Genomic DNA, 23346 nt, shown 5'->3' with positions numbered 1-23346 from the left:
GCGATCCGGGCCGTGTTCCCAGCGTCGCAGTGTCATACGCCCCTACGACGGCCCCGTTCATGTCGCTGAGCAATGAGCGCGGACCGGCGTGGACCGGCTCGGACCGGCCCGACGGATCAGCCCGGCCCACCTCCGCCTGCGGAGAGCACCGGCACGGCCCCGCCGCGCGTGGCGCGAGGCCGTGCCCGCAGGTCCATGCCCGTTCGAACCGGCACGGTCAGGAAGACCCGCAGCGGCGCACGAGGACCCGTTCCATGCCTACGAACTCCGGTTCGTGGTGCGGACTTGGCTACCCATGACAGACCGGCCGGCCCGCGGAACGATCCGGCGAGGCACGCAGTTGTCCGCCTTCCCCACGGTCACGCGATCGGACGCGAGGCCGCAGATCACTGGCTCCTCCGCGGACTTGGCTCCCCGGTTCCGGGCGGCATCAGGACGATGAGGCCATAGGTGGCGCGTATGTCATGCACCTGTCATGCATACGTATAGAGCTTGGTGTGATCCAGCAGGTCCGCCGGGGTGACGTCGTTCCACGGCTTCATCGTGTCGTGGAGGTCGACGACGTCGGGTGTGTTGCCGGTCGGCAGATACCCGGACTTGGGATGCAGGCGCTGCCATTCGGCCCAGAGCTTGTCGATGAAACAGTGGTGCAGCCAGAAGACGGGGTCGTTGGGCGAGGCACCGGTGGTCATCTGCCCGCCGACCCAGACGTGTACCCGGTTGTGCAGATTCGGGCCGCGCCAGCCCTCGACGTTGTTGCGGAAGCCGTCGGAGGAGCTGTTCCAGGGGGCGGCGTCGTAGACGGTCGTGGCGAGTACCCGGTCGACCTCGGCCCGGGTCGGCAGTTCGCGGACCCCCGTGCCGAGCGAACGGCGCAGGAACGTCCGGCCGTCGACGCGTATGTTCATCGGCCAGTTGCCGTTGCCGAAGGCGAACGGCCCCGAGGGCACCCGGCCGTCACCGCTCCGCCCGTCGCCGCCGAGGAAATCGTCGGCCCACAGGGAACTGCGGGATGTGCGATCGACGGTCCAGTCCCAGTAGGGCAGGGTGACCGACGGCGTGACGCTCTGCAGGGCTTGTTCGAACTGCAGCAGGAACCTGCGGTGCCACGGGAGGAATGACGGGGACCGGTGGCCGGTCCGCTCTCCGTTGTCGGTGTCACCGATGATGAACGCGTTGTGGGTGCTGATGAACTCGTCGTAGCGGCCGCTGCGCTTGAGTTCCAGCACCGCATCGACGAAGTTCCGCTTCTCGGTGGCGGTGAGATCCGCCTGGTTCTTCCGGACTGCCATGTCGAGGACTCCTCGGTGGGGGGACGGTCAGGGGCACGCCTCAGCCGGTGACGACGGGGACCAGTTCAGCGCCCTGCAGTTCACGAACGGCGGCGCGCGCCAGGGCACGTGGCGTGGTGAACGTCTCGTAGTGGTTCACCAGGCTGATCCAGGTGCCGTCCGCGTTCCGCATCACATGAAGGTCGTCGTTGTCTATGCGGACGACGAAGTCCATGCCGTCGTGCGGACCGGCCTGTCCGCTCTGGGGATCCGCAGGACTTCCGTGGCTGCCGTGGCTTCGGGGACTTCCGTGGCTGCCCTGGCTTCGGGGACTTCCGTGGCTGCCGTTCGCCGAAGCTCCCTCGTCCGCCGGCCAGCCCTCGATGTGGCGGCCCTGGTACATCTCGTCGAAGGGCTCCGGCATCTCGTGGCCCCCGGGGCGTCCGTGGCCTTCTGAGTGTCCGTGGCCGTCGGCGGGGCGGGCGACAGCGGCGTCGGCGCTGACAACGGGTGCGGCGAGCGCCGCTCCGGCCAGGGCCGCGGCGCTACCGTGCAGCACCTGGCGTCGGGTGGGACGCGACATGTCCACTCCTCTGTTCGTCTCGGCTCCTCCTCTGTGGCGGGGCCGCAGAGGATTCGGTTCTTCAAGCCGGCGCGCCGGAGGTCGGCCCGCGCCGCCACATGCTGGCAGGGACGAACGGATCATCAAGTTGCACCGCCGGATCGGGCCACGAACGAGACAACACCCGGGAGAAGGTGCAGGATTCAACGGCGGTGATCGTGCTCATGCCCCGGCACACCTGGTCGCGGAACCGGATATTCCGCGATCTGGAGCACCACCAGCCGCAGATCCTTTCCCCGCGCCGCCGAAACCGTGAGACGTCCCACGGCCGGAACTCGGCGCGAATGCAGGGGGCTTGGGGCGCATGGTGTTTGGGCTTCGAGCTTCCGCACCGGTGGAGGAACCGTCCCCCCGGCCGGCTCGCGGCGGTCATCGTCGGCAGCCGGGCACGGACCGCTTCGGCCTGTTCAGGGCGACGGGCATCGTGGTGATGTTCAGCGGTCCGCCGTCATGCCCACTCGACGAGTTGCAGCACGATGCCGTTGGGGTCGGTGACCTGGAACAGCCGCTCGCCCCACGGCTCTTCGCGCAGCGGCATGGTGATGGGTGCGCCCGCCTCGCGGAGGCGCGCCTCGTGGTCGGCGATGCCGGTGACCGTGAAGGCCAGGATCAGACCGGACGCCCGTTGGTCGCGCTGCTCCGGAGGCAGCACCTCGATGCCGCGCTGCAGCAGGACGATGTCCGCCGCGGCATCGTCGCGAGTCAGCGAGGCGAAACCGTCCGCGGCCGTGACCTGCGTATAGCCGAAGTGAGTGATCAGAAAGTCGCGGGAGGCGGGCACATCGTCGACGGTCAGGGAGATGGTGGAGGCGGTGATGTTGATGGGTTCTCCTCGAAGTCCTCGAAGCGGTGAGGCAGATGCGGCAGGTGAGGCAGGTGGCCGGTGCCGTGTCGGGGTCCAGAGCCGCCCGCGAACAAAATCTTACGTCGAACGTAAAATTACCCGGCCGGCCATTCCGGGGTCAAGCTTATTTTTACGTCGGATGTAAGATTTGGCTTCATGAGTGCTAGTGCTGAGCCCTTGGGCCTTCGCGAGGCCAAGAAGCAGGAGACCAGGCAGCTGATCTCCGACCACGCCACCCGCCTCTTCCTCCAGAAGGGTTTCGAGGAGACGACGATCGCCGAGATCGCCACCGCCGCTCGCGTCGCCAAGAAGACCGTCACCAACTACTTCGCGCGCAAGGAGGACCTCGCTCTCGACCACCACGAGACATTCACCGCGAGCCTCGCCCGCACCGTCGAGAACCGCGCCGCCGGCGAATCCGCGCTCACCGCGCTGCGCCGCGCCTTCAGCTCCGCCGTCCAGGAACACGACGCCGTGGCCGGCTTCGCCGGGCCCGACTTCTCCCGCATGATCGCGGGTAGCCCCACCCTCACCACGCGGCTGCGCGACCTGCACGACGAACGAGAACGAGCCCTGGCCGACGCCCTCACCTCCGCCGTCGCTGCCGACGCCGACGACATCACCCCCCGTGCCGCGGCCGCCCAACTCGCCGCCGCCCACCGCCTCCTGTTCTCCCGCATTCAGGAACTCACCCTCGCCGGGCACGACAACGACCACATCGCCGCGACCCTCGCCGCCGAATCCGTCCGCGTCTTCGACCAACTCGAACCCGCCCTCGGCGACTACGCCATCCGATAGGCCCCGCCCGCCTCGTCCGCCGTGACCACGCGAGCTCATGACGCGGTACGGCCTCGCCACGCTGTCCCGGGTGAACCGAAGGCCACCACATGTGGCGAGCCGTCGAGCCGTCCGGACTGACGAGCGGTCGTGGCGCGGGCGCACCCGAGGCGGACGTGCCCGGCCGACTCGATGCCGGCGCTCGCGGGCCTGGGCAGCTCCGTCCACGCCGAGCCGGACTTGCGTACGGCGGAGGTCGGCACGTTGACGGCCTTGGCGAGGTGGGGCACGAGGCAGAACGCCGGACCGACCCCGTGTTTCCCGAGCGACCACCTACGAAACAGCGCCCCGGCCGGCACGGACGCCGGATGCCGGATGCCACCACGCAGGGTCAGGAGGTCCGGGTGTGGTGGTCCAGCAAGCGGGTGAGCAACTGCACGAACTGGTCGCGTTCGGCCGGGCTCAGCGGCGCGAGCAGTTCGTCGTGGAGGTCGTCCAGGACCTTGTCGAGGCGGCGTAGTTGACGGCGGCCTTGGGCGGAGACCGTGATGGTGTTGCGGCGCCGGTCGTCGGGATCCGGCGCCCGCTCGACGAGGTCACGCTCGGCCAGTTCGTTGAGCACACCGACCATGTCGCTGCGGTAGATGCCGGTGCGAGCGCTCAGGGCCGCTTGGCTGCCCGGCCCGTAATCCTGCAGTGAGGCGAGCACGGCGTAGTGCCACTTGCGGGCGTCGACCTGGGCCAGCCCCTCGTGTATCAGCCGGTCCGACCGCACGGTCAGCTGCGACAACAGTCGGCTCGCCCGTCGACGCAGCCGGTCGGGCGTCTTGGGCGCGCCGTCGTCGGGCAGGTCCGCGGCTTCGGCTCTGATCATGGCGCCCATCCTACCCATTGCGTTAGTTCGACTAACGATGTACCTTCACTCGCGCCGAGAACGTTAGTCCAATAAACGTTCATTGAACGAACACCAAGGAAGGAAGATCTTGCCCACCAAGACCCTGCAGATTCCCACCCCGGACGGCCAGTCCGACGCCTTCGCCGCCTTCCCCGACCGTGGCGGGCGGCACCCGGCGGTGCTGCTGTACACGGACGTCTTCGGCGTGCGGCCCGAGCTGGAGGAGAGGGCCCGCGAACTGGCCGAGCACGGGTACTACGTGCTCGTCCCCAACCTCTACTACCGGCACGGCCCGGCACCGGTGATCGACCTTCCCGAGCACATCGGAGAAAAGGTCCGGCCCGCGGTCGTCGCCCAGCTGCTGCCCTTGGTCGAGGCGCACACCACCGAGCGTGCCCTGCGCGACGCCGACGCCTACCTCAGGTTCCTCACCACCCAGCCCGAGGTCAGCGCCGGACCGGTCGCCGTGATCGGCTACTGCATGGGCGCCGTCCTGGCGATGCGCACCGCAGCGGCCCATCCCGACCAGGTGGCCGCCGTCGCCGGATTCCACCCCGGCAACTTGGTCACCGACGGGCCCGACAGCCCGCACCGCCTCGTCCCCGAGCTCACCGCCCAAGTCCACCTCGGCCACGCCGTGAACGACATGTCGTCCGAGGCCCTCAGCGAGCTCAACCAGGCCCTGGATGCCGCGGGTGTCGGCTACACCTCCGAGATCTACCCCGACACCATCCACGGCTTCACCATGTCCGACACCGACGCCTTCAGCCCCTCCGCGCTGCAGCGCCACTGGGACCGTCTGCTCCCCCTCCTCGACCGCACCCTGGCCAACAGCTGAGGCTCCGGCTCGGAAACCCCACCTGAAGTACCCGGCTCCGGAGTCCGTGGCTCGCACGCCGGCCGCAACGTAGCGGCTGGGACCTGGTGTGGGCATGCGGCGCATGCAGCAAGCCGCCTGGAGCCAGGCTCAACTCTCCCCCGGACATGGCTGTCCCGGTCCCCTAAGCCGTCCCTTTGCACTCGTTGAGTCCCGCAATCCCAGCGCGTGCTCCTCGGGGTACGCACCGGCTCCGGGCAGTGCGAGCGCGGTCCGGAACTGCTCTTGTGCCTCGTCGACGCCGCCGGCCGCGGAGTAGGTGCGGCCCAGGCGGCAACGGATGTGCATCTCCAGCCGGACGCAGTGGGGGTCGGTGAGCGGGGAGAGCGTCCGCTGCTGGGAGAGAGCCCGGTGGTGAAGGGCTACGGCGGCGCTCAGGTTTCCCTCGCCCTGCTCGGCCGTGCCCAGCCGGGTCAGGGCGAGTGTGTGCAGGAGGACGTCCCCTGCCTGCTCAAGCAGGTCGCCTGCCCGGCGGAGCAGGTTCTTGGCCGCACCGTAGTGGCCGAGGGCGAGCCGGACATCGGCGGCGCAGATCAAGGCCCTGCTGAGCATGCGCGGTCGGCCGTTCTTCTCGGCGTGGGTGCAGGCGTCGGCGAGGGACCCGATCAACTGGTTCGACACGATGAACGAAACCGAAGTGCTCGCCGGACAACGGGAGTTCCGCGGCCTCCTCGACAAACGCCGGTATCCCGCACGAGTGGCACGAGGAGCCCGGCGGACACCTCATCCGCCCCGAGATGTTCCGCGACGACCTCAACGGCATCATCGCCCGGCTCCGTCAGGCGTAGGCGACCGGCCACGCCTACTCACCGAGGAGCGCCTGGGGCGGGGCGGGCGTGGGAAGCATTACGGCACGGTGGCCAACGGCATGGTTGTCCGCCGAGGGACCGGTCATCCCGTGCCGGAATGTGCCCGTGCGGTGCGGGAAGCAGACGGACTGATGTGAGCCTCCGAGCGTCGTGGTTCGCGGGGTTCGCGGGGTTCGCGGGGTTCGCGGGGTTCGCCGGCTACGACGCTCGGGCTGAGAGGCATCTCATCGCTGCCGTCAGAACCCCCCGCCGCCCCCACAAGAGGCGCCGCCCCCGCCTCCGGAGTCACTGTCCTCACCGGCCCTCCATGCCTGCCCCGTGAACCCGGCACTTGAGCCCCGGCGCCCACTACGGCGGGGGTTGAGGTTGGGTGGCTTGACGGTCATCCGGACGATGAGCACGATGACCAGCAAAAAGAGCACCCCTAAAACCAGCCACGCGACCATGCGTACCCCCTCGCTCGCTTCTGCTCCCCATTTGCCCGTCGAAGGGGTTGTGCCCGCCCGGGACGATCGGTAACGCAGGCCTCAGAACCGGCCTTTGCACGGCTCCCCCGTCGCGCTGTGTGTGCCGCGGCCGGGTCGGGGAACGGTGGGCGCGCATGAAGTGAGGGAAGATCCTGCCCGATTGCCGCCTCAAACGAAGCGATGCCCACTTCGCCATACTCGGCATCGCGCGCCTGTAAATCCTCACTCTCGTCGGGTAGGGGGACGATTCGCGGACGCAGTACGTTCGAAGGCCATGCGGATCACGAAATACACCCACGCATGTGTGCGGCTTGAACACGATGGTCGGGTGCTGGTCATCGATCCCGGGATATGGAGCGAGCCGGCCGCTTTGACCGGCGCCGACGCCGTGCTGGTGACGCACGAACACGCCGATCACATCGATGTCCTTCGCCTGGCCGGGCTCGGCGTGCCCGTCTACGCCCCTGTCGAGGCGGACATCCCACGGCTAGAGGTTACTCGGGTGTCCTGCGACGTGGAGTTCAACGCCGCCGGCTTCCGGGTACGGGCGGTAGGCGGTCGTCACGCGCTCATCTACGGCGGCCAACCGGACTGCGCGAACCTCGGCTACATCATCGACGAGGCGATCTACCACCCCGGTGACTCGCTCCATGTGCCCGAGCAGCCGATCGCCACGCTCCTGGTTCCGGTCCAAGGATCGTGGATGAAGACAGCGGAGGCGATCGACTTCGTCAAGGCGATCACACCGCAGCGGGCGTTTGCGATACACGACGCCCAGCTCAACGATCGCGGCCTCAGCAGCATCAACGGCTGGCTCACCGAGGAGACCAACCACGGTTACCAGTATCTGGGACCCGGCGAATCGATCAGTATCTGAGGCCCGGCGAATCGATCGGACTGGGTTCCGGGACAGCAGCCCTGGGAGATGGATGAAGCCACAAGGACACCGTGCTCATCGTGTACGGCACCGTGGTGCCCACCCGCGCCCATGCGGTCACCGAACAGTTCGAGCAACTACAGCTACTCCCCCAACCACCAGGTCGTCATCGACGTCGACAGCCGCCTGGTCGTCGTAGTCGTCCGTGCCCTGCCAGGCAACCGCAACAGCTGCGGGGCGTGGGCGGAATCCGACGCACCATACGTCCCACAAGCAGATCCGCGCCCGCGTGAAGCACACCGTCGCCCGCATGAAACCTGGCAGATCCCCCGCGACTGCCGTCTCAAAGGTGACGGGCTGTTGTGGGCATGAGTTTGATGCCGGCGTCGCCAGAAGAAGACTTTCGGGGGGAAGTCACTCGTGCCCGCGGCGATCGTCGGATGCGCGCATCCCTCTCCAGGCCAGGACGCCCAGCAGTGCGACGACTGCGGCTGCGCTCCCGGTCGCCACGGCGAAGCCGGTGTCGAAAGCATGCGCCGCGGCGCTGTGCAGCGCGTCACCGACCCGCCCCCCGGCTCGTGCAGCCACTTCGGACGCGGCACCGAGCGAGCTGCGCGCGGTGTTCCATTGCTGCGCCGAGGCGCCGGGCACCGGGGCGAAGTCGGAGCGATACACCAGGGACAGCACGGTCCCCAAGAAGGCGAGGCCGAGCCCCGCCCCGAGGGAAAAGGAGGTCTCCTGTACGGCTCCGGCCTCTCCCGCGCGCTCCGGTTTCGCCGCGCCCAGAATCGCGTCCGACCCCAGTGCCATGACCACTCCGGAGCCGAGTCCCGCAGCCAACAAAGCTCCGTAGTTGGCCGAGGCGCCGAAGAGAGCGAAGGCGGCCAGCGCCAGCGCGCACAGCAGCAGTCCGCCGGACAGGCCACGTCGGCGCCCCCATCGCGCGGCGAAGCGCGGCGCCAGGGCCGCGCCGCCGGCATTGGCCAACGCCAACGGCACGAGAGCCAGGCCGGCGCCCAACGGCGAATAATCTTCCAGCAATTGGAATCGCTGAGTGAGCAGGAACAGCAACGCGGTGTACGCGCCGTAACATCCGAAGATGCACAGCGCGGCGACCGAGAAACGGCGGTCGGCGAACTGTGCGACATCCAGCAGCGGATGGGCGATCCGGCGCTGCCGGACGACAAAGCCGGCCAGGAGCACCATTCCGGCGAGCCCGATGCCCCGAACCACTGGCTGAGTCCAGCCGTACTCGCCCAGCTGCTGAAACGCGTAGACGACGGTGGCGAGCCCGACGGCCGACATCACGGCGCTGATCGCGTCCCACCGGTGCGGCCGGGTGTTGCGCGATTCCGGCACCAGCAGGGCGCCCCCGATCACAGTGAGCACCACGATCGGCACGTTGACCAGGAAGACGGAGCCCCACCAGAAGTGCTCGATCAGCAGCCCACCCAGAAGTGGGCCCACCGAGACTCCTACGCTGTTCGCCGCAGTCCACAGCCCGATGGCGACCGACCGCTCCCGGTCGTCGGGAAATATGGCCTTGATGATCGCGGGCGTGCTCGCCATGATCATCGCGCCACCGACCCCGAGTGCGGCCCGAGCGGCGATCAGCTCCCCCGGCGCCACCGACAGCGCCGCGCCTGTCGACGCGAGCCCGAAGACCACGCAGCCGGACACCAGTATCCGCTTTCGCCCGAACCGATCACCGAGTGTCCCGCACGTGATCAGCCCGGCGGCAACGGTGAGCGCATAGCTGTCGACGATCCACAGGAGCGCGGATCCACTCGGCAAGAGCTCTCTGCTGATCGTCGGCACCGCCACATGCAGCACCGTCAGGTCCATCCCGACCATGAGCAGGCCGGCACAGAGCACGCCCAGCGCCGCCCACCGGTGGGGCGTCGTCTGCTTGGTATCAGTCAGCACTCAACTACTGTGTGCGGCCTGATTTTTCTGGCACAAGTACGGTCTTTGATGTGCCTGTCTGTCATTCCGGTTCCATAGTGTCGTTCGGTATACCTGATTACAGTGCTGATCATGAGGCGAGAACGCGAGCGTGTGGACGCGATGGCCGACTGGTGCAACACCGAGGTCGTCCTGTCGGTCGTCGGCGGAAAGTGGAAGCTGCTGATCCTCAGGTATCTCCTGATAGGCACGCACCGCTTCGGCGAACTCCGAAAGGCCATGCCGACCGTCACCCAGCGCATGCTCACCCGACAGCTTCGGGAGCTGGAGGAGGATGGTCTCGTGTCACGGACGGTCTACCCGGAAGTGCCACCGAGGGTGGAGTACTCGCTCACCGCAGCCGGAGAGAGCCTGAGGAGCATTATCAACCAGCTCGACACATGGGGTAGTTGGTACCGAAATCACCTCAAGGGCCAGGCACGAAGCGACGACCAGCCCGCGACCGGAACCTGAAGATCAGAAACCCGCAACCGCGTCTCAGGGCCAGACCATAAGTCGGCAGCAAGGGACCGGGCCTCGGCGACCAGAGTGCCCTCTACGACCGGCACGAGGCTCGGCGGCCGGGCGGAGAGCGGAGAGCGGACGAGTTCAGCAGACCGCGGCCGACCCCTTGGGGCGCCGGCCTCGGCCGTGTCTGCCCCGACCGCTCAGTCGAAAGTGCTGGCCAGATAGGCATTGCGGATTCTGATGAGGTGGGGCATGTACCAGCCCAGGAGGATTCTGTCGACGATACGTCCGACCGGCCCCAGCGGTGAGACGAAGTCGATGACGTCTCTCATCACGGTGCCACCGGTGCCGTCCGGCTCGAAGTGGTGGGCGTGACGCCATCGCTTGAACGGCCCGGACTCCTGCTCGTCCACGAAACGTCGGGGCCGATCGTATGAGGTGATGCGGGCCTTGAGTCGCCAGGTCAGGCCGAAATGGCGAGCCTGGAAGGTCACTGTGTCACCGAGCGACAGCTCGCCCCGCGTCCTGCCACCAACTGCTCGCTCCGACGAAGCGGCCATCGAGCGGGTATGCGCCTGCACATCCAGGCACACCGCGAACACCTGCTCCGGGGGTGCGGCGACGGTTGTCACGACCTCGAAATTCGGCACGAGCTCAGCCTATAGGGGATGTCCCGTAACCACGGCCCGACCGATTCGCCGGACCTCAGAAACCGGTGACCTACGCGTCCCATCGGAGCTGGTGAGATCCTCTTTCTTGACGATGTAGCCGATATACGTGCCACCGTTGGCTCGCCCCTCGAGTGACCCGATCACACCGTCCGGAACTTCGCCCTCGGTGGCCTCTTCGGTGGTGTTCGTCCACTTGTTGTTGGTGGTGGTCGACTCGCTGTATTCGAAACTGGCTTCTGCTCCCAGCCCACCGTCGCTCCCGACACCGTCGGGCTTGCTTTCCCCGGTGAGCGAGGCCGAGGCCTTCCCGCCCACCGACCAGCCCTTGGTCTGGCTCGAGTCCTCGCCGACCATGGCCTGAGTCTTGTAGATGAACTTCACCTTCCCTTGGCGCTCTTGCGTGGCCGCGATGGTGGGGTACTTCTTTTCCAACACGCCCACAAAGTCACACGGTGGGGAGCTCTTCTTCTCGCCCTCGCTCGGCATGCCGCAGGCGCCCTTGGCTCGCATACCGCCCAGCCACGGATCTGCGTCGTCGTGGGCGCGGTTGGCCGGCAGAAACCGAGGGCCCGTCACCCTGGACGACGGTTCCACCGCCGTCGGAGGCCGCCGACTTGAAATCGACACCGCTCGCCTTCAGTGCTGCCTGGAGGGGAGGGCCTCGGTGTCGGCGATCGAGTCACCCATCCACAACACCTATTGCCGGTGCTCTCCTGCGCCGCCGAGGACCCGGCCGCGGCCGGGTCCTGGCCGCCGGAGTCGGTCTTGCCACAAGCGGTCGTTGTCGCCAGCGCAGCCCCGGTGAGCAGGACGAGCCCGACGGTCGCCGCCCTGCGCAGGGGGACGCGGACGAGGGCGTCGGCGCGCTCGGCGGCGCGCTTCGCAGTGTTCTTGGTGTGCATGCCGTCGACGTAGCCACCGCCAGGAGCGCCTCGGGCGCGGCGTCATCCCTTCATCACACACCGGGAGAACCGCGGTCACGTAGCGGTAGAAGCCTGGCTAACTGATCGTTTCGAAGTGATTTTCGGAGTCGTCTCAAGCAGATGATGCTGCAGGCGAGTTGGAGCGGTGCGAGGTGGAGGTCGGCGCGTAACTCGTAGCGGATCCGGAGTCGCTTGAACTGGTGGAGCCAGGCGAAGGTCCGCTCGACGACCCAACGGGACTTTCCCAGTCCGGAGCCGTGGGCGGTGTCCTTCCGGGCGATCTTCGGTGTGATGCCGCGGGGCCCGAAGGGATCCAGTGGGTCGCGTTCGGGCCCGAGATGCACCGGGCCGTCGCAGGAAACTGCGGAGCGAGCGTCAATTACAGGTTGACGACTCTCGATCGTCAACTTAAGATTGACGCATGAGTCCACTCGACATCAGCCTCGCCAACCTGATCGCCCGACTCGACGAGGAACTCCCCGACGCCAACGAACTGGCCCGCATCAGCGAGGCGCGACTGCGCGCCCAGACCCTGTCCGACCTCGGTGACCAGCTCATCGACCACTATGTGAGCAAGGCCAAGCAGACCGGCGCGTCGTGGACCGAGATCGGCGACGCCATCGGGGTGTCCAAGCAGGCCGCCCAGCAACGCCACGCACCCGGCCCCTTCGAGCGGTACACCAACCTCAACCGGCACAGCATCGTGCTGGCGCAGGAGGCCGCCCGAACGCACAAGCACGACTTCATCGGCACCGAACACATGCTGCTCGGCCTGCTCGGCGAACCGCAGGGCCTGGCCTACGAGTTGCTGATCGCGAAAACCGAGTCGGAGCAACGCATCCGCGACGCAATCGAGGAAGCCATGCCGGCGGACGGGGAGAAGGCGCTGCGGGGTCACATCGCGTTCCGGCCGGAGAGCAAGGAGGCCATCGAGCAGGCACGCCGCGCGTCGGCCGACCTCGGCCACGACTGGGTCGGCACGGAACACGCGCTGCTGGGCCTGATCCGCGCCGAGGAGAGCCCAGCCGCGCAGATCCTGCGCACCCTCGGCTTCACGTCAGACGAGCTACGCGAGACGGTCAAGACCGAGATCACCAAACGGTCCGCCGCGCGCGACAAGCCGTAGCGAAGCGGTCAGTCGCCGCGGAGGACCGGGCCGGCACAGCCCTCCCCACCCGACACAGGACGGTGGGCTCGTGCCGCCACCCCCACCCGACGTCGCCAAAAACCTTGTAGTGCACGGTGGGTGAGAGGCAGCCGTGCACTACGACTCATGTCGAAACCGTCAGCAAGTGCCGCGTCGGAACGTGCCCACGTCCCCGGCGGGAAGGTGCGGGGCGCGTAGCGCAGACCGGTCGGGGTGACGAAGAGCAGCCGCGCGTCATGAGTGCGTGTCCCGGGCTGGAGGGCACCGTCGGCGGGCGCACCGGCGGTGGTGGGGGCGGTCGGTGAGATGCCGTAGCCTCGCGCCACCGGCGGGAGAGTTGGCAGCCGTCAACGGTGCCCTGGTGCAGCCGTACGTTCTCCAGAGCGATGGCCAGTGCCAGGCCGCTGCCCTCGGAGCGGGCGCGTGCCACGTCGGCTCTGTAGAAGCGGTCGAAGACATGCGGCAGCACGTCCTCAGGAATGCCGGGCCCCCGGTCGGAGACCTCGATGATCAGTTGCTCTCCGCCGCCCGACGGGCCGCTCCGGTGCGGACGTTCCGGAGCGGCCCGGCCGTGTGGGTGTGTGGTCCCGGCACGTGGGTGACGGGACCACACACGCCGCGCCGGACCGGTGCCGTCACCGGGCCGTCGACCGGGAGGCGTCGGGCCCCACCGAGGGCAGGTAGCGCGGTGCTCGCCAGGCGTCCAGTCGGTGCTCCACAGTGGCCCCCAGCGACAGGAGCTTGGCGTCCTGGTGGTCACCGGCCATCAGGAGCAGGCCGACGGGCAACTTGTTCACGAACCCGGCGGGCACCGACAACGACGGGTATCCGGCCACGGCCGCTGGGGTCGAGGACGGAATCACGTCGTCGTCGCCCCGCGCACAGTCGGTCGTCCAGGCGGGCGGGTTCGTCGGCGAGGCGATGGCGTCCAGATGATGTGCAGCCATGGTCTCGTCGATGGAGCGCCGCGAAAGGTCCGCCAACTCGGCGCGCATGGCCTGGTATTCCGGATCGGTGGTGGGAGGCGCCACCAGGGCCTGCTCGAACAGCTCCTGACCGGCGAAGCAGGTGCGCTCCGCCGGGTGGGTGCGGTGGAACTCGATGAGCTGGGCCAGGTTCTGCGGACCGTCGCGGGTGGCGAGGTAGGCATCGATGTCCCGGTGGAACTCGCTCAGCAGCGCCGGGAATTCGAGTGTGGCGAGCCGCTTTTGGTACGGGAGCGTCACCTCGACGACTTCGGCACCCGCATGACGCAGTCTCTGCGCCGTACGGGTCATCACGGCGTCCACTTCCGGCCCGAGCGAGGGCAGCCGCCACAGGCCGATCCGCTTGCCGCGCAGATTGCCGGGGTGCGTCAGCTCGTCCGGGAGGCCGAGGGGGCCGCGGGGGCGCGAGGTGTCGCCGCCACTGAGCACCGAAAGGGTGAGCGCGGCATCGATCACATTGCGCGCCATGGGCCCCGCGGTGTCCTGCTCGGCGGAGATCGGCACCACACCGGCTCGGCTGACCAGTCCGAGGCTGGGCTTGTGGCCGACCACCCCGTTCATCCCGGCCGGGCACACGATCGAGCCGTCCGTCTCGGTACCGATCGCCACCTGCGACAACGACGCGGCGAGCGCGGCAGCCGAACCGGCGGACGACCCGCACGGGTTCCGGTCCAGTACATACGGATTGTGGGTCTGCCCGCCCACCGCCGACCACCCTGATGTCGGCTTCGCCGCACGGAAGTTCGCCCACTCGGACAGGTTGGTCTTGCCGAGGATCACCGCCCCCGCGTCCCGCAGTCGGGTCACCAGGGCGGCATCGGTGTCCGGCGGGGGCCCGGCCAGCGCCAGCGACCCGGCCGTGGTCGCCATGTCACGGGTGTTGACGTTGTCCTTGAGCAGTACGGGGATGCCGTCGAGCGGGCCACGGGTGTCGCCGTGTCGGTGCCTGGCGTCGCTGGCGGCCGCCTGGCGCAGAGCCGTCGGGTCGGTGCGCAGCACCGCGTTGATCTTGGGGTTGACGGCCTTGATCCGCCGCAGGTAGGCGGTGGTCAGCGCCGACGGCGTGAGGGAACCGTCCGCCATTCGCGCCTGCAACTCGGGGATCGTCACGGTGTCGAGATCGATTCCCGGCATCGGGGGCGAACCGGCCGGCGGCGAACCACCGGCGCCCGCTTCGGCGGCTTCCGCACGCGGATTCGGTGCGCCTGTCATAAGGGACCCCGCGAGCAGGGCGGCGATCAGTGTGGCAACGCTCCTCTTCCCCATAAGAGTTAGCGGACTACATCCCGACGCCCGGCACAAGAGCGCCGCAACGTGTGCGCACGCGCTGTGCACTGACTTCCCTGTGCATGCCGGTGCCCGTGGTCAGGCATCGAGGCCGCCGCGCTTGACGAGTTGGCTCGCGATCACGTTCCGCTGGATCTCGTTGGTGCCCTCGCCGACGATCATCAACGGTGCGTCGCGGAAGTAACGCTCGACATCGAACTCGGTGGAGTACCCGTAGCCGCCGTGGATGCGAACGGCGTTGAGGGCGATCTGCATGGCGGCCTCGGAGGCGAAGAGCTTGGCCATGCCCGCTTCCATGTCGACCCGGCGGCCGGCGTCGGCCTCGCGCGCGGCATGCAGGGTGAGCTGGCGCGCCGCCGAGAGTGAAGTGGCCATGTCTGCGAGGTAGTTGCCGACGGACTGGTGCTGCCAGATGGGCTTGCCGAACGACTCGCGCTCCTGTGCGTACGTCAAGGAGTCCTCGAACGCCGCACGGCCGACCCCGAGTGCGCGGGCGGCGACCTGCAGCCGCCCGGTCTCCAGGCCCTTCATCATCTGGGCGAACCCCTTGGCCTCGTCGCCGCCCAGGACGGCGTCGGCGGGCGCCCGGTAGCCGTCGAAGGACACCTCACAACTCTCGACTCCCTTGTAGCCGAGCTTGGGCAGGTCGCGGGAGACCGTGAGTCCGGGGCCGTGCTCGACGAGGAGGATCGACATGCCCCGGTGCGCGGGCGTGGCGTGCGGGTCGGTCTTGCACAGCAGGGCGATCAGCTGGGACCGCCGGGAGTTCGTGATCCAGGTCTTCGTGCCGTCGACCACGTAGCCGTCCTCGTCCTTGCGGGCGATGGTGCGCATGGCCTGAAGGTCGGAGCCGCCGCCCGGTTCGGTGAGGGCCATGGTCGCCCGGATCTCGCCGGTGGCCATCCGCGGGAGGTAGCGGCGCTTCTGCTCCTCGGTGCCGAAATGCAGCAGCAGCTTGGCGACCACGGTGTGGCCACCCATCGCGCCGGCCAGGCTCATCCAGCCGCGGGCGAGTTCCTCGGTGATCAGGACGAAGCAGGAGGTGGAGACCGGAGTGCCGCCGTATTCCTCGGGAATGCCGAGCCCGAAGATGCCGAGCTTCTTCATCTGCTCGATCTGGGCCTCGGGGTAGGTGTTGGCGTGTTCGAGTGCCCGGACGACCGGTTTGACGTCCTTGTCGACGAAGTCGTGCACCGTGCTCACGAGGGACTGCTCGTCCTCGGTGAGGATGTCGAGAGTGCTCATGCTGCAGCGCTCCTTGCTGGTTGGCTCGGGCGGCCTTTCACATGACGTGCTCGGTCCGCAGGGCGTCGATCTCGTCCGCGCCGTAACCCAGTTCGGCCAGGATCGACTCGGTGTGCTCGCCAACGGCGGGGACGGCGTCCATACGCGGGGTGACACCGGCGAGATCCACCGGCGGCAGCAGCGCGGTCACCACTCCCCCACCGGGAATCTGCACGCCTCGCCAGCGGTCCCGTGCCTGGAGCACGGGATGGGCCAGGAACTGCTTGACGTCGTTGACCGGTGCATTGGCGATGCCTGCCGCATCGAGCAGATGACTCACGTGCCGGCTGCCCAGCGAGCGGAACCGCTCGGCCACGAGGGCGTTGAGCTCGTCGCGGTGTGCCACGCGGTCGGGTCCGGTGGCGAACCGTGGATCGTCCACCAGATCCGGACGCTCCAGGAACTGCTCACACAGGGCGAGCCATTCGCGCTCGTTCTGCACGGAGAACAGGACGTCCTTGCCGTCGGCTGCGGTGTAGGCGCCGTACGGTGCGATGGTGGGGTGCTGGGTTCCGACCCGTGGGGGCTGGGTTCCGCCGTAGGAGGTGTAGTAAGCGGGCTGGCTCATCCACTCGGCGAGCGCCTCGAACAGCGAGACCTCCACGGAGCGGGCGACGCCCCTGGTCGCGCGCGTCAAGAGGGCGGTGAGGATGCCCGAGTAGGCGTACATGCCGGCGGCGATGTCGGCTATCGACACTCCCGCCCGGGCGGGCTCCTGCGCGCTCCCGGTCAGTGAGACCAGGCCCGTCTGGCACTGCACGAGCAGGTCGTACGCCTTGCGGTCGGCCCATGGCCCGGTGGAGCCGTAGCCGGAGATGGAGCAGGGGATCAGTGACGGGAAGCGCTCTGCCAGGGCCTCGGCGCTCAGGCCCATCCGGGCGGCCGCGCCCGGAGCCAGGTTCTGCACGAACACGTCCGCGCCGGCGAGCAGACGCTCCAGGACGTCCCGTCCCCGGTCCGACTTGAGGTCGAGGGTCAGGGACTCCTTCGACCGGTTGAGCCACACGAAGTAGCTCGACTCACCCTGCACCGTGGTGTCGTACCGGCGGGCGAAGTCGCCCCCTTCCGGGCGCTCCACCTTGATGACCCGCGCGCCGAGATCGGCCAGCTGGCGGGTGGCGAAGGGGGCCGCCACCGCCTGCTCGATACTGACGACAGTGATGCCGGAAAGCGGCAGTTCTTCGGCGAGTTCGGTCATGCGGTGACCTCCAGGGCTGGCCGGGCATGTGGTGCACGACGGCTTCGGTGTGCTGCGCGGGTCCGGTGATGCAGGGCAGTGCGGGCATCGGCGCACGTGGCGCCCCCGAGTCCACGTTCCGGTTCGGCTCATCCCTGCTACCCGCGGCGGGCCGCGTTCTCCATCCGTACGTGCCTTGTGCGGGAGCAGCATCATGAACGTTCATTGCTGCGCCGGTGACCTGGCAAACATTGCTGCCCCCATGCCTGGTGCAGAGGGTGGTGGAAGATCCGCGATTCAGGGTGGATCGCGCACGGCGCGCCCTGAACGGGCTGGAGCGGGCCCGCACCGAAATGCGGCTCGTTTCGTCCGGCATCCGCCCCGTCAGGCCGGTTGCTTCTGCCTGGCCTGGACGGTGCTCAGGCTGCGCACCCGAGCGTCAGGACGTGACGACGACGGACCGCAGGCCGGCACCGACTTCGGAGACCCTCACGCCTTGCTCGCCCTTGCGCCTCTCGGACCTCACCCGGCGCCCGTCCGCGCAGCCCGAGGGCCGCCGGCCAGGAAACTCTTCGACGCGTGGAAGCCGGTCCGGTCGCCGCAGCTCCGCGCCGCCGGGATGCGCACAGCGGGCTGCGTGCCGGTCCTGCTCTTCACTCGGTCTCCGCCGGGCCGGTGGGGTGCACTTCGGTATGCGCCATCAGCCGTACGGGGTCGTGGTCGCCGTCCTGGCATTCGGCCCACTCCCAGTAGTGGGAGCCAGGGCCGGTCTGGGCGTAGCCCAAGCGTGCGAGTGCCTGTCCGCGTGCGGTGAGAGTCGGCACTTGCGGGCCGGGCAGTTCCGTGAAGGGCCACTCGTCGGCGGGGACGCCGTACAGGACAATGGCGATCTCCCAGTGTGTGTCACCGGGCGACCGGGTCAGTTGTGCGCGGGTGAGGTGGCCGTGGGCGGTCGGCTCCGGCTGGGGTCCGGGCAGTTCGGCCTGCGGGTCGGTGACCTCGGGCTGCGGGCCACCGGGTTCGGTCTGCGGGGCGGGAATTTCGGCAGTCACGCGTTCTCCTCACTTCAGGCGACATCCGTCACGAACGGCGGCACCGGCCTGCGCTCCAGGATTTCCACGGGAGGCAGGCCTGGGGCCCGGGAGGCCACGACACCGCGCGGCGAGCAGGCCGGTCCGCCCGCGTGCCGTACGGCGGTGGTGATCAGTTTCCGAGCCGACCAGCACCACCGCCTCAGCGTCGTCCTGGTTCGGGGCGGGCTCCGGGCCCTGCAGAAGCGTCTCCGCCGGACGCCGTGCGCGCCCCGCTGCTTCGGGTCGGCATGCCAGACCGACATGCGGTGTCGGCGGTGCCGTGCCCCTGCGTGGGGCCTCGGTGGTGCTCATGGAGCTCACCTCCTTCGCGTCGTCCATGCGTGGTGGCCGGGAAGCGTGCCCGCCATGCGAGCGGCGAACCCCGAACCACCCGATCAGACCCCCGATTCGCTCCCCCATATAGCCCTCCCCACGCGCCCTTCCAGAAGGCGGGAGAAGGCCGACGAGGAAGCCGCTCGCGGTGTCGCGGGCATCGGCTGCCGTTCATGGTCGACGACACCCCGGGCCGAGTGGGGCCGACGCTCGTGGATCGTGTGCGGCTGCTGCATGCCCTTCTCCCCGTTGTCGGGGCCTGTGGCGCGGGCGGCGTTCCCTGCCCTTACCCAGTGCATCGGCCACGAGAGGGATTCACCCCCGCAGATCCTTGGGACGCCTCTTTCCACGGAGGATGAGAAGGGGCGAAACCGCAGGTGGAAGCCCTTGGCGAGCTTCGGCCGGGCCACTCGTGCGGAGCCGGTACGGTCCCTGAGTTGGCCTCTCTCTGGATGCTTGGCCGTGTGACGTTCTGTTACCTGGGTAGGGCAGGGGGCGAGCCGGGGCGGAGTTCGCGGCGGCGGTCAACCTCGCGGACCGCCCCGGCCCGATAGTGCAGAGAGAAAGGAACCGACCGTCATGAAGAACATCTGGGCGTACCCGGCCGACATTGGCTACCAGGGTCAGGAGCCGTTGACGGGGTTCACCGTGGAGACTCCCGACGGAACGTTGGGGCAAGTGGAACGACAGATGAACGAGCCGGGCAGGCAGCACCTCATCGTCGACACCAGCGTGTGGATCTTCGGCAAGAGCCTCCTGGTCCCCGCCGGCATCGTGCACGCCATCGACACGGCCGCCAGGACGGTGACGGTCACCCACACCAGGGACGAGATCAAGGCCGCGCCCCGCTTCGCCTTCGACAGCCAGACCACCGAAGCCGCTTACCTCACCGAAGTCGGCACCTACTACGCCACGCTCGGACAGCCGGCCGCCCTGTAGGGAACGTGGTAACAGCTGAGACCTCTGGAATCCGCCCATGGTGACGGTCTCGCTGGGCGGCACGGGAACGATCCGGCACGTCATCAACGACCGGGGCGGCCCGTCCAACTCCGCCACCAACGTGGCCAGCCTCGTCAGCTACCCCTGATCCGTGCGGGAGGGAGAGGGTTTCCGCGAGTGGGCGCAGCAACTGCCGGAGGTGATCGGGCTGTTCGTCACCTCCGGCGCTTTCGACTTCCTGCTGCACATCGCGGTGCCGGATGTGAACGGCCTGTACACGTTCGTCATCGACCGTCTCACCGAGCGGCGCGAGGTGGCCGACGTGCAGACGACCATGGCGTACGAGCACGTGCAGTCGCGCACGATCGAGCCGGCCGACGGCGAGCAGCCCCGCGCGCCGCACCGGCACCACTGAACACCGGCCGCCGTTCGGACACGGCCGCCGCCCGCTACTGCCGACGCAGAGGAACGCAGCGCTCTTGGACCCTCAGTATTCGTGGCCCCTTATATAGGAGACAAAGGCCGCGCCATATAGGAGACAAAGGCTGCGCCCACGTGCCCCCATTCGGGTGAACCGCCCACATCGCCGGCGAATGCCTTTCGGCCCCGGGCCGGTCGCGGCCACGCCCACTGATAACCGGGCAGGAAATTGGTGTCCGTGCGGTACTCCGCACGAGGGGAAAGCCGGCGCACAAAGTGGAATTCCGGCGTGCGCGCACCCGGCCGGGCGGACAGCTCCCCCAGTGCGATGTGCGGCGCCTGATACCGGGCCTGGTGCCCTGTTACTGCTGGGCAGTGGAGGGGGGTGCGGGTTCGCCCCCCGGCCCCGTCACCGGTGACCGAGAGGGCGACCCTTGCGGCCCGGCCCGAAGGCTTCAGCGCCCACGTGTCGAGCAGATGACCAATATGCGAAAACTTTCCAAAATGTACCCATGCGACTCCCACGCTAGCATCGAACAAAGGTTGTGATGTCTGACCGTCTCTCGTGTCGAGTACAGACGACAACGGAGCTGGCTTCCCGCTGGCGGATTCGCCGTCCGTGCCGACACCTCACCCACCGCTCGGTTCGCCCCCTCGGGCTGGCGCCTGAACAAGCGAAGGCGCCTGGTGCCAGGGCACTGGACGACGGCGGCCGGAACTTCCCGAGGGAGCCCACATGGCGGGAAAGTCGTTTGAAGCGTTGCCCCCCGATCTGGGGGAATCCCCCACGGTCCGGGGCGCGATTGCCGCCCCGACCGCCGGTGTAGAGAGGATTCTCGCCGCGGTGCTGGCTGACGTCGTGGGCGTCGGTCAGGTATCGGTCGACAGCCACTTCTTCGACGAACTGGGCGCCGACTCGATGCTGATGGCGCAGTTCTGTGCGCGGGTCAGGAAGCATGCGGACCTGCCGTCGGTGTCGATGAAGGATGTCTACCGGAATCCGACGATCAGGAGCCTGACGACGGCGCTCGCGGTGTCCGCGCCCTCCGCCCCCGTCGAGTCGCCGGTACCCGCATCAACGGCTCCGACGGGTAGGCCGCACTACGTTCTGTGCGGAGCGCTACAGCTCCTGTCCTTCCTCGGTTACTCCTATCTCATCGCCCTCGTCGCCGCGCGGGGCTACGCGTGGATCTCCGCCGGGTCCGGCGTATTCGACGTGTACCTGCGCTCCGTCCTGTTCGGCACGGCGAGCTTTCTGACGCTGTGCGCCCTTCCGGTTCTCGTGAAGTGGATGCTCATCGGCCGGTGGAAGCCCCGGCAGATCCGTATCTGGAGCCTGGCGTATGTGCGCTTCTGGATCGTCAAGACACTGATCCGTACCGACCCGCTGGTCCTGTTCGTCGGTTCGCCGCTCTACGCGCTCTATCTCAAGGCGCTGGGCGCGCGAATCGGGCGAGGCGTCGTGATCTTCTCCCGCAACGTTCCCGTGTGCACCGACCTGCTCGCCGTGGGCGACGGAGCACTCGTACGCAAGGACTCGTTCTTCCCTTGCTATCGGGCCCACGCCGGACTGATCCAGACCGGCACGGTCGCCCTGGGGAAGGACGCGGTCGTCAGCGAGGCCACCGTGCTCGACATCGATACCTCACTGGGCGACGCGGCCCAGCTCGGCCACGCCTCCTCCCTGCACAGCGGGCAGGCGGTGCCCAACGGCGAGCACTGGCACGGGTCACCGGCGCAGCGGACCGACGCGGACTACGAGGTGGTGGGCGCAGCCAACTGCGGTTTCAGGAGGAGGGCGCTGCACAGCGGCCTGCAACTGCTGACCGTGCTCCTCGTGTACGTGCCCCTGACGATCGGCGCCGTGGGCATCCTGCTCGCCGCGGCCCCGCAGCTCGCCGCGGCCCTGGAACCGGGGCCCGCGGCCCTCACGAGCTGGACGTTCTACGGTGACGCCCTGGCGTTCTCGCTCGTCGTCTTCTTCGGCGTCCTGCCCCTCGGTCTCCTCCTCCTGACCACGGTCCCGCGCCTGCTGAACCGGACCATCACACCGGGCAAGGTCTATCCCCTGTACGGCTTCCACTACGGGGTGCACCGGGCGATCACTCTCATGACCAACAGCAAGTCGCTGACGCGCCTGTTCGGCGACAGCTCCGGCATCGTCCACTACCTGCGGTGCCTCGGCTACGACCTCTCCCGGATCGAGCAGACCGGGTCGAACTTCGGCACGGAGGTGAAGCATGAGACCCCGTATCTGAGTTCCGTCGGGAGCGGAACGATGGTCGCCGACGGACTGTCCATCAACAACGCCGATTTCTCCAGCACCGCATTCCGCGTCTCCCGGACGTCGATCGGACCGCGCAACTTCCTCGGGAACCGGATCGCCTACCCCTCACGGGGCAGGACGGGCGACAACTGCCTCCTCGCGACGAAGGTCATGGTCCCCGTCGACGGGAACATCCGGGAGGGTGTGGGGCTTCTCGGCTCGCCCAGCTTCGAGATTCCGCGGTCGGTGCAGCGCGACAGCAGCTTCGACGGGCTGAAGAGCGATGAGCAACTGCGCCGCCGGCTCCCCGCCAAGAACAGGCACAATGCCGCCACCATGGGGTGGTACCTGCTGGTCCGGTGGATCTACTTCTTCCTGGTCACCCTGCTCGTCTCGGTCGCCGCCGATCTCTACGCCCTGTTCGGTGCGGCGGCGATCGCGCTGGCCAACGTCCTCGTCGTCCTCTTCAGTGCCGTGTACTACGTGCTGATCGAACGTGCCGTCACGGCGTTCCACCCCACGGGCCCGCTGTTCTGCTCGATCTACGACCGCCGCTTCTGGAAGCGTGAGCGCTTCTGGAAGGTGCCGTCGGAGACGTACCTGCAGATCTTCAACGGCACGCCGTTCAAGAACGTGATCTGGCGGCTGCTGGGTGTCCAGCTCGGCCGCAGGGTCTTCGACGACGGCTGCTACCTGACCGAGCGGTCGATGGTCACCATCGGGGACGGCTGCACGCTCAACACGGGAAGCGTCGTCCAGTGCCACTCACAGGAGGACGGCACCTTCAAGTCCGACCGCAGCACGATCGGCTCCGGCTGCACCCTCGGGGTCGGCGCCTTCGTGCACTACGGCGTGACGATCGGTGACGGCGCGGTGCTGGCCCCCGACTCATTCCTCATGAAGGGCGAAGTCCTTCCGCAGGCCGCACGATGGGGGGGAAATCCGGCCCGGCAGATCCGCCGGGGCGATGGCGGGGAGTGGAGGTAGAA

At 68.3% G+C, this 23346-nt stretch carries 21 protein-coding genes and 4 pseudogenes; 10 read left to right on the top strand and 15 right to left on the bottom strand.

The window, feature by feature from the left end:
* Window positions 1–473 precede the first annotated feature (473 nt).
* From melC2 to ACWGI6_RS04715, 4 genes are all read right to left on the bottom strand, one after another.
* Window positions 474–1292, bottom strand: coding sequence for a tyrosinase MelC2 (gene melC2 / locus ACWGI6_RS04730; RefSeq protein ID WP_453266117.1), 819 nt, complete (start codon window positions 1290–1292; stop codon window positions 474–476).
* A gap of 40 nt (window positions 1293–1332) precedes the next feature.
* Entirely contained in the window at window positions 1333–1854 is a 522-nt protein-coding gene (gene melC1 / locus ACWGI6_RS04725; RefSeq protein WP_453266116.1) for an apotyrosinase chaperone MelC1, read from the bottom strand.
* Window positions 1855–1915: 61 nt separating this feature from the next.
* Entirely contained in the window at window positions 1916–2059 is a 144-nt protein-coding gene (locus tag ACWGI6_RS04720; RefSeq protein WP_453266115.1) for a hypothetical protein, read from the bottom strand.
* Between the two features lie 282 nt (window positions 2060–2341).
* Window positions 2342–2716, bottom strand: a complete 375-nt coding sequence (locus tag ACWGI6_RS04715; protein WP_453266137.1) for a VOC family protein — start codon at window positions 2714–2716, stop codon at window positions 2342–2344.
* A 177-nt stretch (window positions 2717–2893) separates the two neighbouring features.
* Here ACWGI6_RS04715 and ACWGI6_RS04710 point away from each other — a divergent pair, with 177 nt between their 5' ends.
* Window positions 2894–3535 carry a TetR/AcrR family transcriptional regulator gene (locus tag ACWGI6_RS04710; RefSeq protein ID WP_453266114.1) on the top strand — a complete coding sequence of 214 codons (642 nt, stop codon included), beginning with the start codon at window positions 2894–2896 and terminating at the stop codon, window positions 3533–3535.
* 370 nt (window positions 3536–3905) lie between these two features.
* Here the strand turns inward: ACWGI6_RS04710 and ACWGI6_RS04705 are convergent, their stop codons facing one another.
* Window positions 3906–4388 carry a MarR family winged helix-turn-helix transcriptional regulator gene (locus ACWGI6_RS04705; protein WP_453266113.1) on the bottom strand — a complete coding sequence of 161 codons (483 nt, stop codon included), beginning with the start codon at window positions 4386–4388 and terminating at the stop codon, window positions 3906–3908.
* 109 nt (window positions 4389–4497) lie between these two features.
* Here ACWGI6_RS04705 and ACWGI6_RS04700 point away from each other — a divergent pair, with 109 nt between their 5' ends.
* Window positions 4498–5247 (top strand): dienelactone hydrolase family protein, encoded by a 750-nt coding sequence (locus ACWGI6_RS04700; RefSeq protein ID WP_453266112.1) that lies wholly within the window; start codon window positions 4498–4500, stop codon window positions 5245–5247.
* Window positions 5248–5376: 129 nt separating this feature from the next.
* On the opposite strand, the gene ACWGI6_RS04695 is transcribed toward ACWGI6_RS04700, so the two are convergent.
* Complete coding sequence (locus ACWGI6_RS04695) at window positions 5377–5907, bottom strand: hypothetical protein (RefSeq protein WP_453266138.1); 531 nt, start codon at window positions 5905–5907, stop codon at window positions 5377–5379.
* Between ACWGI6_RS04695 and ACWGI6_RS04690 the strand changes: the two are divergent.
* The 3 genes and pseudogenes from ACWGI6_RS04690 to ACWGI6_RS04680 all read left to right on the top strand — a co-directional run.
* Window positions 5885–6074: pseudogene (locus tag ACWGI6_RS04690) on the top strand (esterase); the annotation flags it as partial. The gene ACWGI6_RS04695 and the pseudogene ACWGI6_RS04690 sit on opposite strands and share 23 nt — an antisense overlap.
* Window positions 6075–6836: 762 nt before the next feature.
* Window positions 6837–7439, top strand: coding sequence for an MBL fold metallo-hydrolase (locus ACWGI6_RS04685; RefSeq protein ID WP_453266111.1), 603 nt, complete (start codon window positions 6837–6839; stop codon window positions 7437–7439).
* Window positions 7440–7504: 65 nt separating this feature from the next.
* Window positions 7505–7811, top strand: a pseudogene (locus ACWGI6_RS04680) (IS5/IS1182 family transposase); the annotation flags it as partial.
* A 42-nt stretch (window positions 7812–7853) separates the two neighbouring features.
* Here ACWGI6_RS04680 and ACWGI6_RS04675 read toward each other — a convergent pair.
* Window positions 7854–9314 carry an MFS transporter gene (locus ACWGI6_RS04675; RefSeq protein WP_453266136.1) on the bottom strand — a complete coding sequence of 487 codons (1461 nt, stop codon included), beginning with the start codon at window positions 9312–9314 and terminating at the stop codon, window positions 7854–7856.
* Between the two features lie 162 nt (window positions 9315–9476).
* On the opposite strand from ACWGI6_RS04675, the gene ACWGI6_RS04670 reads away from it, so the two are divergent.
* Window positions 9477–9857: a winged helix-turn-helix transcriptional regulator gene (locus tag ACWGI6_RS04670; protein WP_453266110.1), complete on the top strand. Its 381-nt coding sequence runs from the start codon at window positions 9477–9479 to the stop codon at window positions 9855–9857.
* A gap of 194 nt (window positions 9858–10051) precedes the next feature.
* On the opposite strand, the gene ACWGI6_RS04665 is transcribed toward ACWGI6_RS04670, so the two are convergent.
* The 3 genes and pseudogenes from ACWGI6_RS04665 to ACWGI6_RS04655 form a co-directional block, all read right to left on the bottom strand.
* Window positions 10052–10501 carry an SRPBCC family protein gene (locus tag ACWGI6_RS04665; RefSeq protein WP_453266109.1) on the bottom strand — a complete coding sequence of 150 codons (450 nt, stop codon included), beginning with the start codon at window positions 10499–10501 and terminating at the stop codon, window positions 10052–10054.
* Window positions 10502–10510: 9 nt separating this feature from the next.
* A complete protein-coding gene (locus ACWGI6_RS04660) occupies window positions 10511–10957 on the bottom strand; it encodes a hypothetical protein (RefSeq protein WP_453266108.1) in 447 nt (148 codons plus the stop codon).
* A gap of 520 nt (window positions 10958–11477) precedes the next feature.
* Window positions 11478–11744, bottom strand: a pseudogene (locus ACWGI6_RS04655) (transposase); the annotation flags it as partial.
* A 122-nt stretch (window positions 11745–11866) separates the two neighbouring features.
* Between ACWGI6_RS04655 and ACWGI6_RS04650 the strand changes: the two are divergent.
* Window positions 11867–12571: a Clp protease N-terminal domain-containing protein gene (locus tag ACWGI6_RS04650; protein WP_453266107.1), complete on the top strand. Its 705-nt coding sequence runs from the start codon at window positions 11867–11869 to the stop codon at window positions 12569–12571.
* Between the two features lie 255 nt (window positions 12572–12826).
* On the opposite strand, the pseudogene ACWGI6_RS04645 reads toward ACWGI6_RS04650, so the two are convergent.
* The 5 genes and pseudogenes from ACWGI6_RS04645 to ACWGI6_RS04625 form a co-directional block, all read right to left on the bottom strand.
* Window positions 12827–13109, bottom strand: a pseudogene (locus tag ACWGI6_RS04645) (ATP-binding protein); the annotation flags it as partial.
* Between the two features lie 118 nt (window positions 13110–13227).
* A complete protein-coding gene (locus ACWGI6_RS04640; protein ID WP_453266106.1) occupies window positions 13228–14844 on the bottom strand; it encodes an amidase family protein in 1617 nt (538 codons plus the stop codon).
* A 99-nt stretch (window positions 14845–14943) separates the two neighbouring features.
* On the bottom strand, window positions 14944–16110 hold the full coding sequence (locus ACWGI6_RS04635) for an acyl-CoA dehydrogenase family protein (protein ID WP_453266105.1): 1167 nt from the start codon (window positions 16108–16110) through the stop codon (window positions 14944–14946).
* Between the two features lie 37 nt (window positions 16111–16147).
* Complete coding sequence (locus ACWGI6_RS04630; protein ID WP_453266104.1) at window positions 16148–17347, bottom strand: CaiB/BaiF CoA transferase family protein; 1200 nt, start codon at window positions 17345–17347, stop codon at window positions 16148–16150.
* A 632-nt stretch (window positions 17348–17979) separates the two neighbouring features.
* A complete protein-coding gene (locus ACWGI6_RS04625) occupies window positions 17980–18378 on the bottom strand; it encodes a DUF6303 family protein (RefSeq protein ID WP_393904691.1) in 399 nt (132 codons plus the stop codon).
* Window positions 18379–19311: 933 nt separating this feature from the next.
* Here ACWGI6_RS04625 and ACWGI6_RS04620 point away from each other — a divergent pair.
* The 3 genes from ACWGI6_RS04620 (at window position 19312) to ACWGI6_RS04610 (ending at window position 23344) form a co-directional block, all read left to right on the top strand.
* Window positions 19312–19671 carry a PRC-barrel domain containing protein gene (locus tag ACWGI6_RS04620; RefSeq protein WP_453266103.1) on the top strand — a complete coding sequence of 120 codons (360 nt, stop codon included), beginning with the start codon at window positions 19312–19314 and terminating at the stop codon, window positions 19669–19671.
* Window positions 19672–19822: 151 nt separating this feature from the next.
* Complete coding sequence (locus tag ACWGI6_RS04615; protein ID WP_453266102.1) at window positions 19823–20086, top strand: Lrp/AsnC ligand binding domain-containing protein; 264 nt, start codon at window positions 19823–19825, stop codon at window positions 20084–20086.
* A gap of 741 nt (window positions 20087–20827) precedes the next feature.
* Window positions 20828–23344, top strand: coding sequence for a Pls/PosA family non-ribosomal peptide synthetase (locus ACWGI6_RS04610; protein WP_453266101.1), 2517 nt, complete (start codon window positions 20828–20830; stop codon window positions 23342–23344).
* Window positions 23345–23346: the final 2 nt, after the last annotated feature.

Source organism: Streptomyces sp. NPDC054786, assembly GCF_053611685.1.
This window is presented reverse-complemented; position numbering and strand designations above follow the sequence as displayed.

What these genes read in the sequence shown, in the direction of transcription:
- melC2 (WP_453266117.1), bottom strand. Translation starts at nt 1,292, where the DNA reads ATGGCAGTCCGGAAGAACCAGGCGGATCTCACCGCCACCGAGAAGCGG.
- melC1 (WP_453266116.1), bottom strand. Translation starts at nt 1,854, where the DNA reads ATGTCGCGTCCCACCCGACGCCAGGTGCTGCACGGTAGCGCCGCGGCC.
- ACWGI6_RS04720 (WP_453266115.1), bottom strand. Translation starts at nt 2,059, where the DNA reads ATGAGCACGATCACCGCCGTTGAATCCTGCACCTTCTCCCGGGTGTTG.
- ACWGI6_RS04710 (WP_453266114.1), top strand. Translation starts at nt 2,894, where the DNA reads ATGAGTGCTAGTGCTGAGCCCTTGGGCCTTCGCGAGGCCAAGAAGCAG.
- ACWGI6_RS04705 (WP_453266113.1), bottom strand. Translation starts at nt 4,388, where the DNA reads ATGATCAGAGCCGAAGCCGCGGACCTGCCCGACGACGGCGCGCCCAAG.
- ACWGI6_RS04685 (WP_453266111.1), top strand. Translation starts at nt 6,837, where the DNA reads ATGCGGATCACGAAATACACCCACGCATGTGTGCGGCTTGAACACGAT.
- ACWGI6_RS04670 (WP_453266110.1), top strand. Translation starts at nt 9,477, where the DNA reads ATGAGGCGAGAACGCGAGCGTGTGGACGCGATGGCCGACTGGTGCAAC.
- ACWGI6_RS04650 (WP_453266107.1), top strand. Translation starts at nt 11,867, where the DNA reads ATGAGTCCACTCGACATCAGCCTCGCCAACCTGATCGCCCGACTCGAC.
- ACWGI6_RS04640 (WP_453266106.1), bottom strand. Translation starts at nt 14,844, where the DNA reads ATGGGGAAGAGGAGCGTTGCCACACTGATCGCCGCCCTGCTCGCGGGG.
- ACWGI6_RS04635 (WP_453266105.1), bottom strand. Translation starts at nt 16,110, where the DNA reads ATGAGCACTCTCGACATCCTCACCGAGGACGAGCAGTCCCTCGTGAGC.
- ACWGI6_RS04630 (WP_453266104.1), bottom strand. Translation starts at nt 17,347, where the DNA reads ATGACCGAACTCGCCGAAGAACTGCCGCTTTCCGGCATCACTGTCGTC.
- ACWGI6_RS04620 (WP_453266103.1), top strand. Translation starts at nt 19,312, where the DNA reads ATGAAGAACATCTGGGCGTACCCGGCCGACATTGGCTACCAGGGTCAG.
- ACWGI6_RS04610 (WP_453266101.1), top strand. Translation starts at nt 20,828, where the DNA reads ATGGCGGGAAAGTCGTTTGAAGCGTTGCCCCCCGATCTGGGGGAATCC.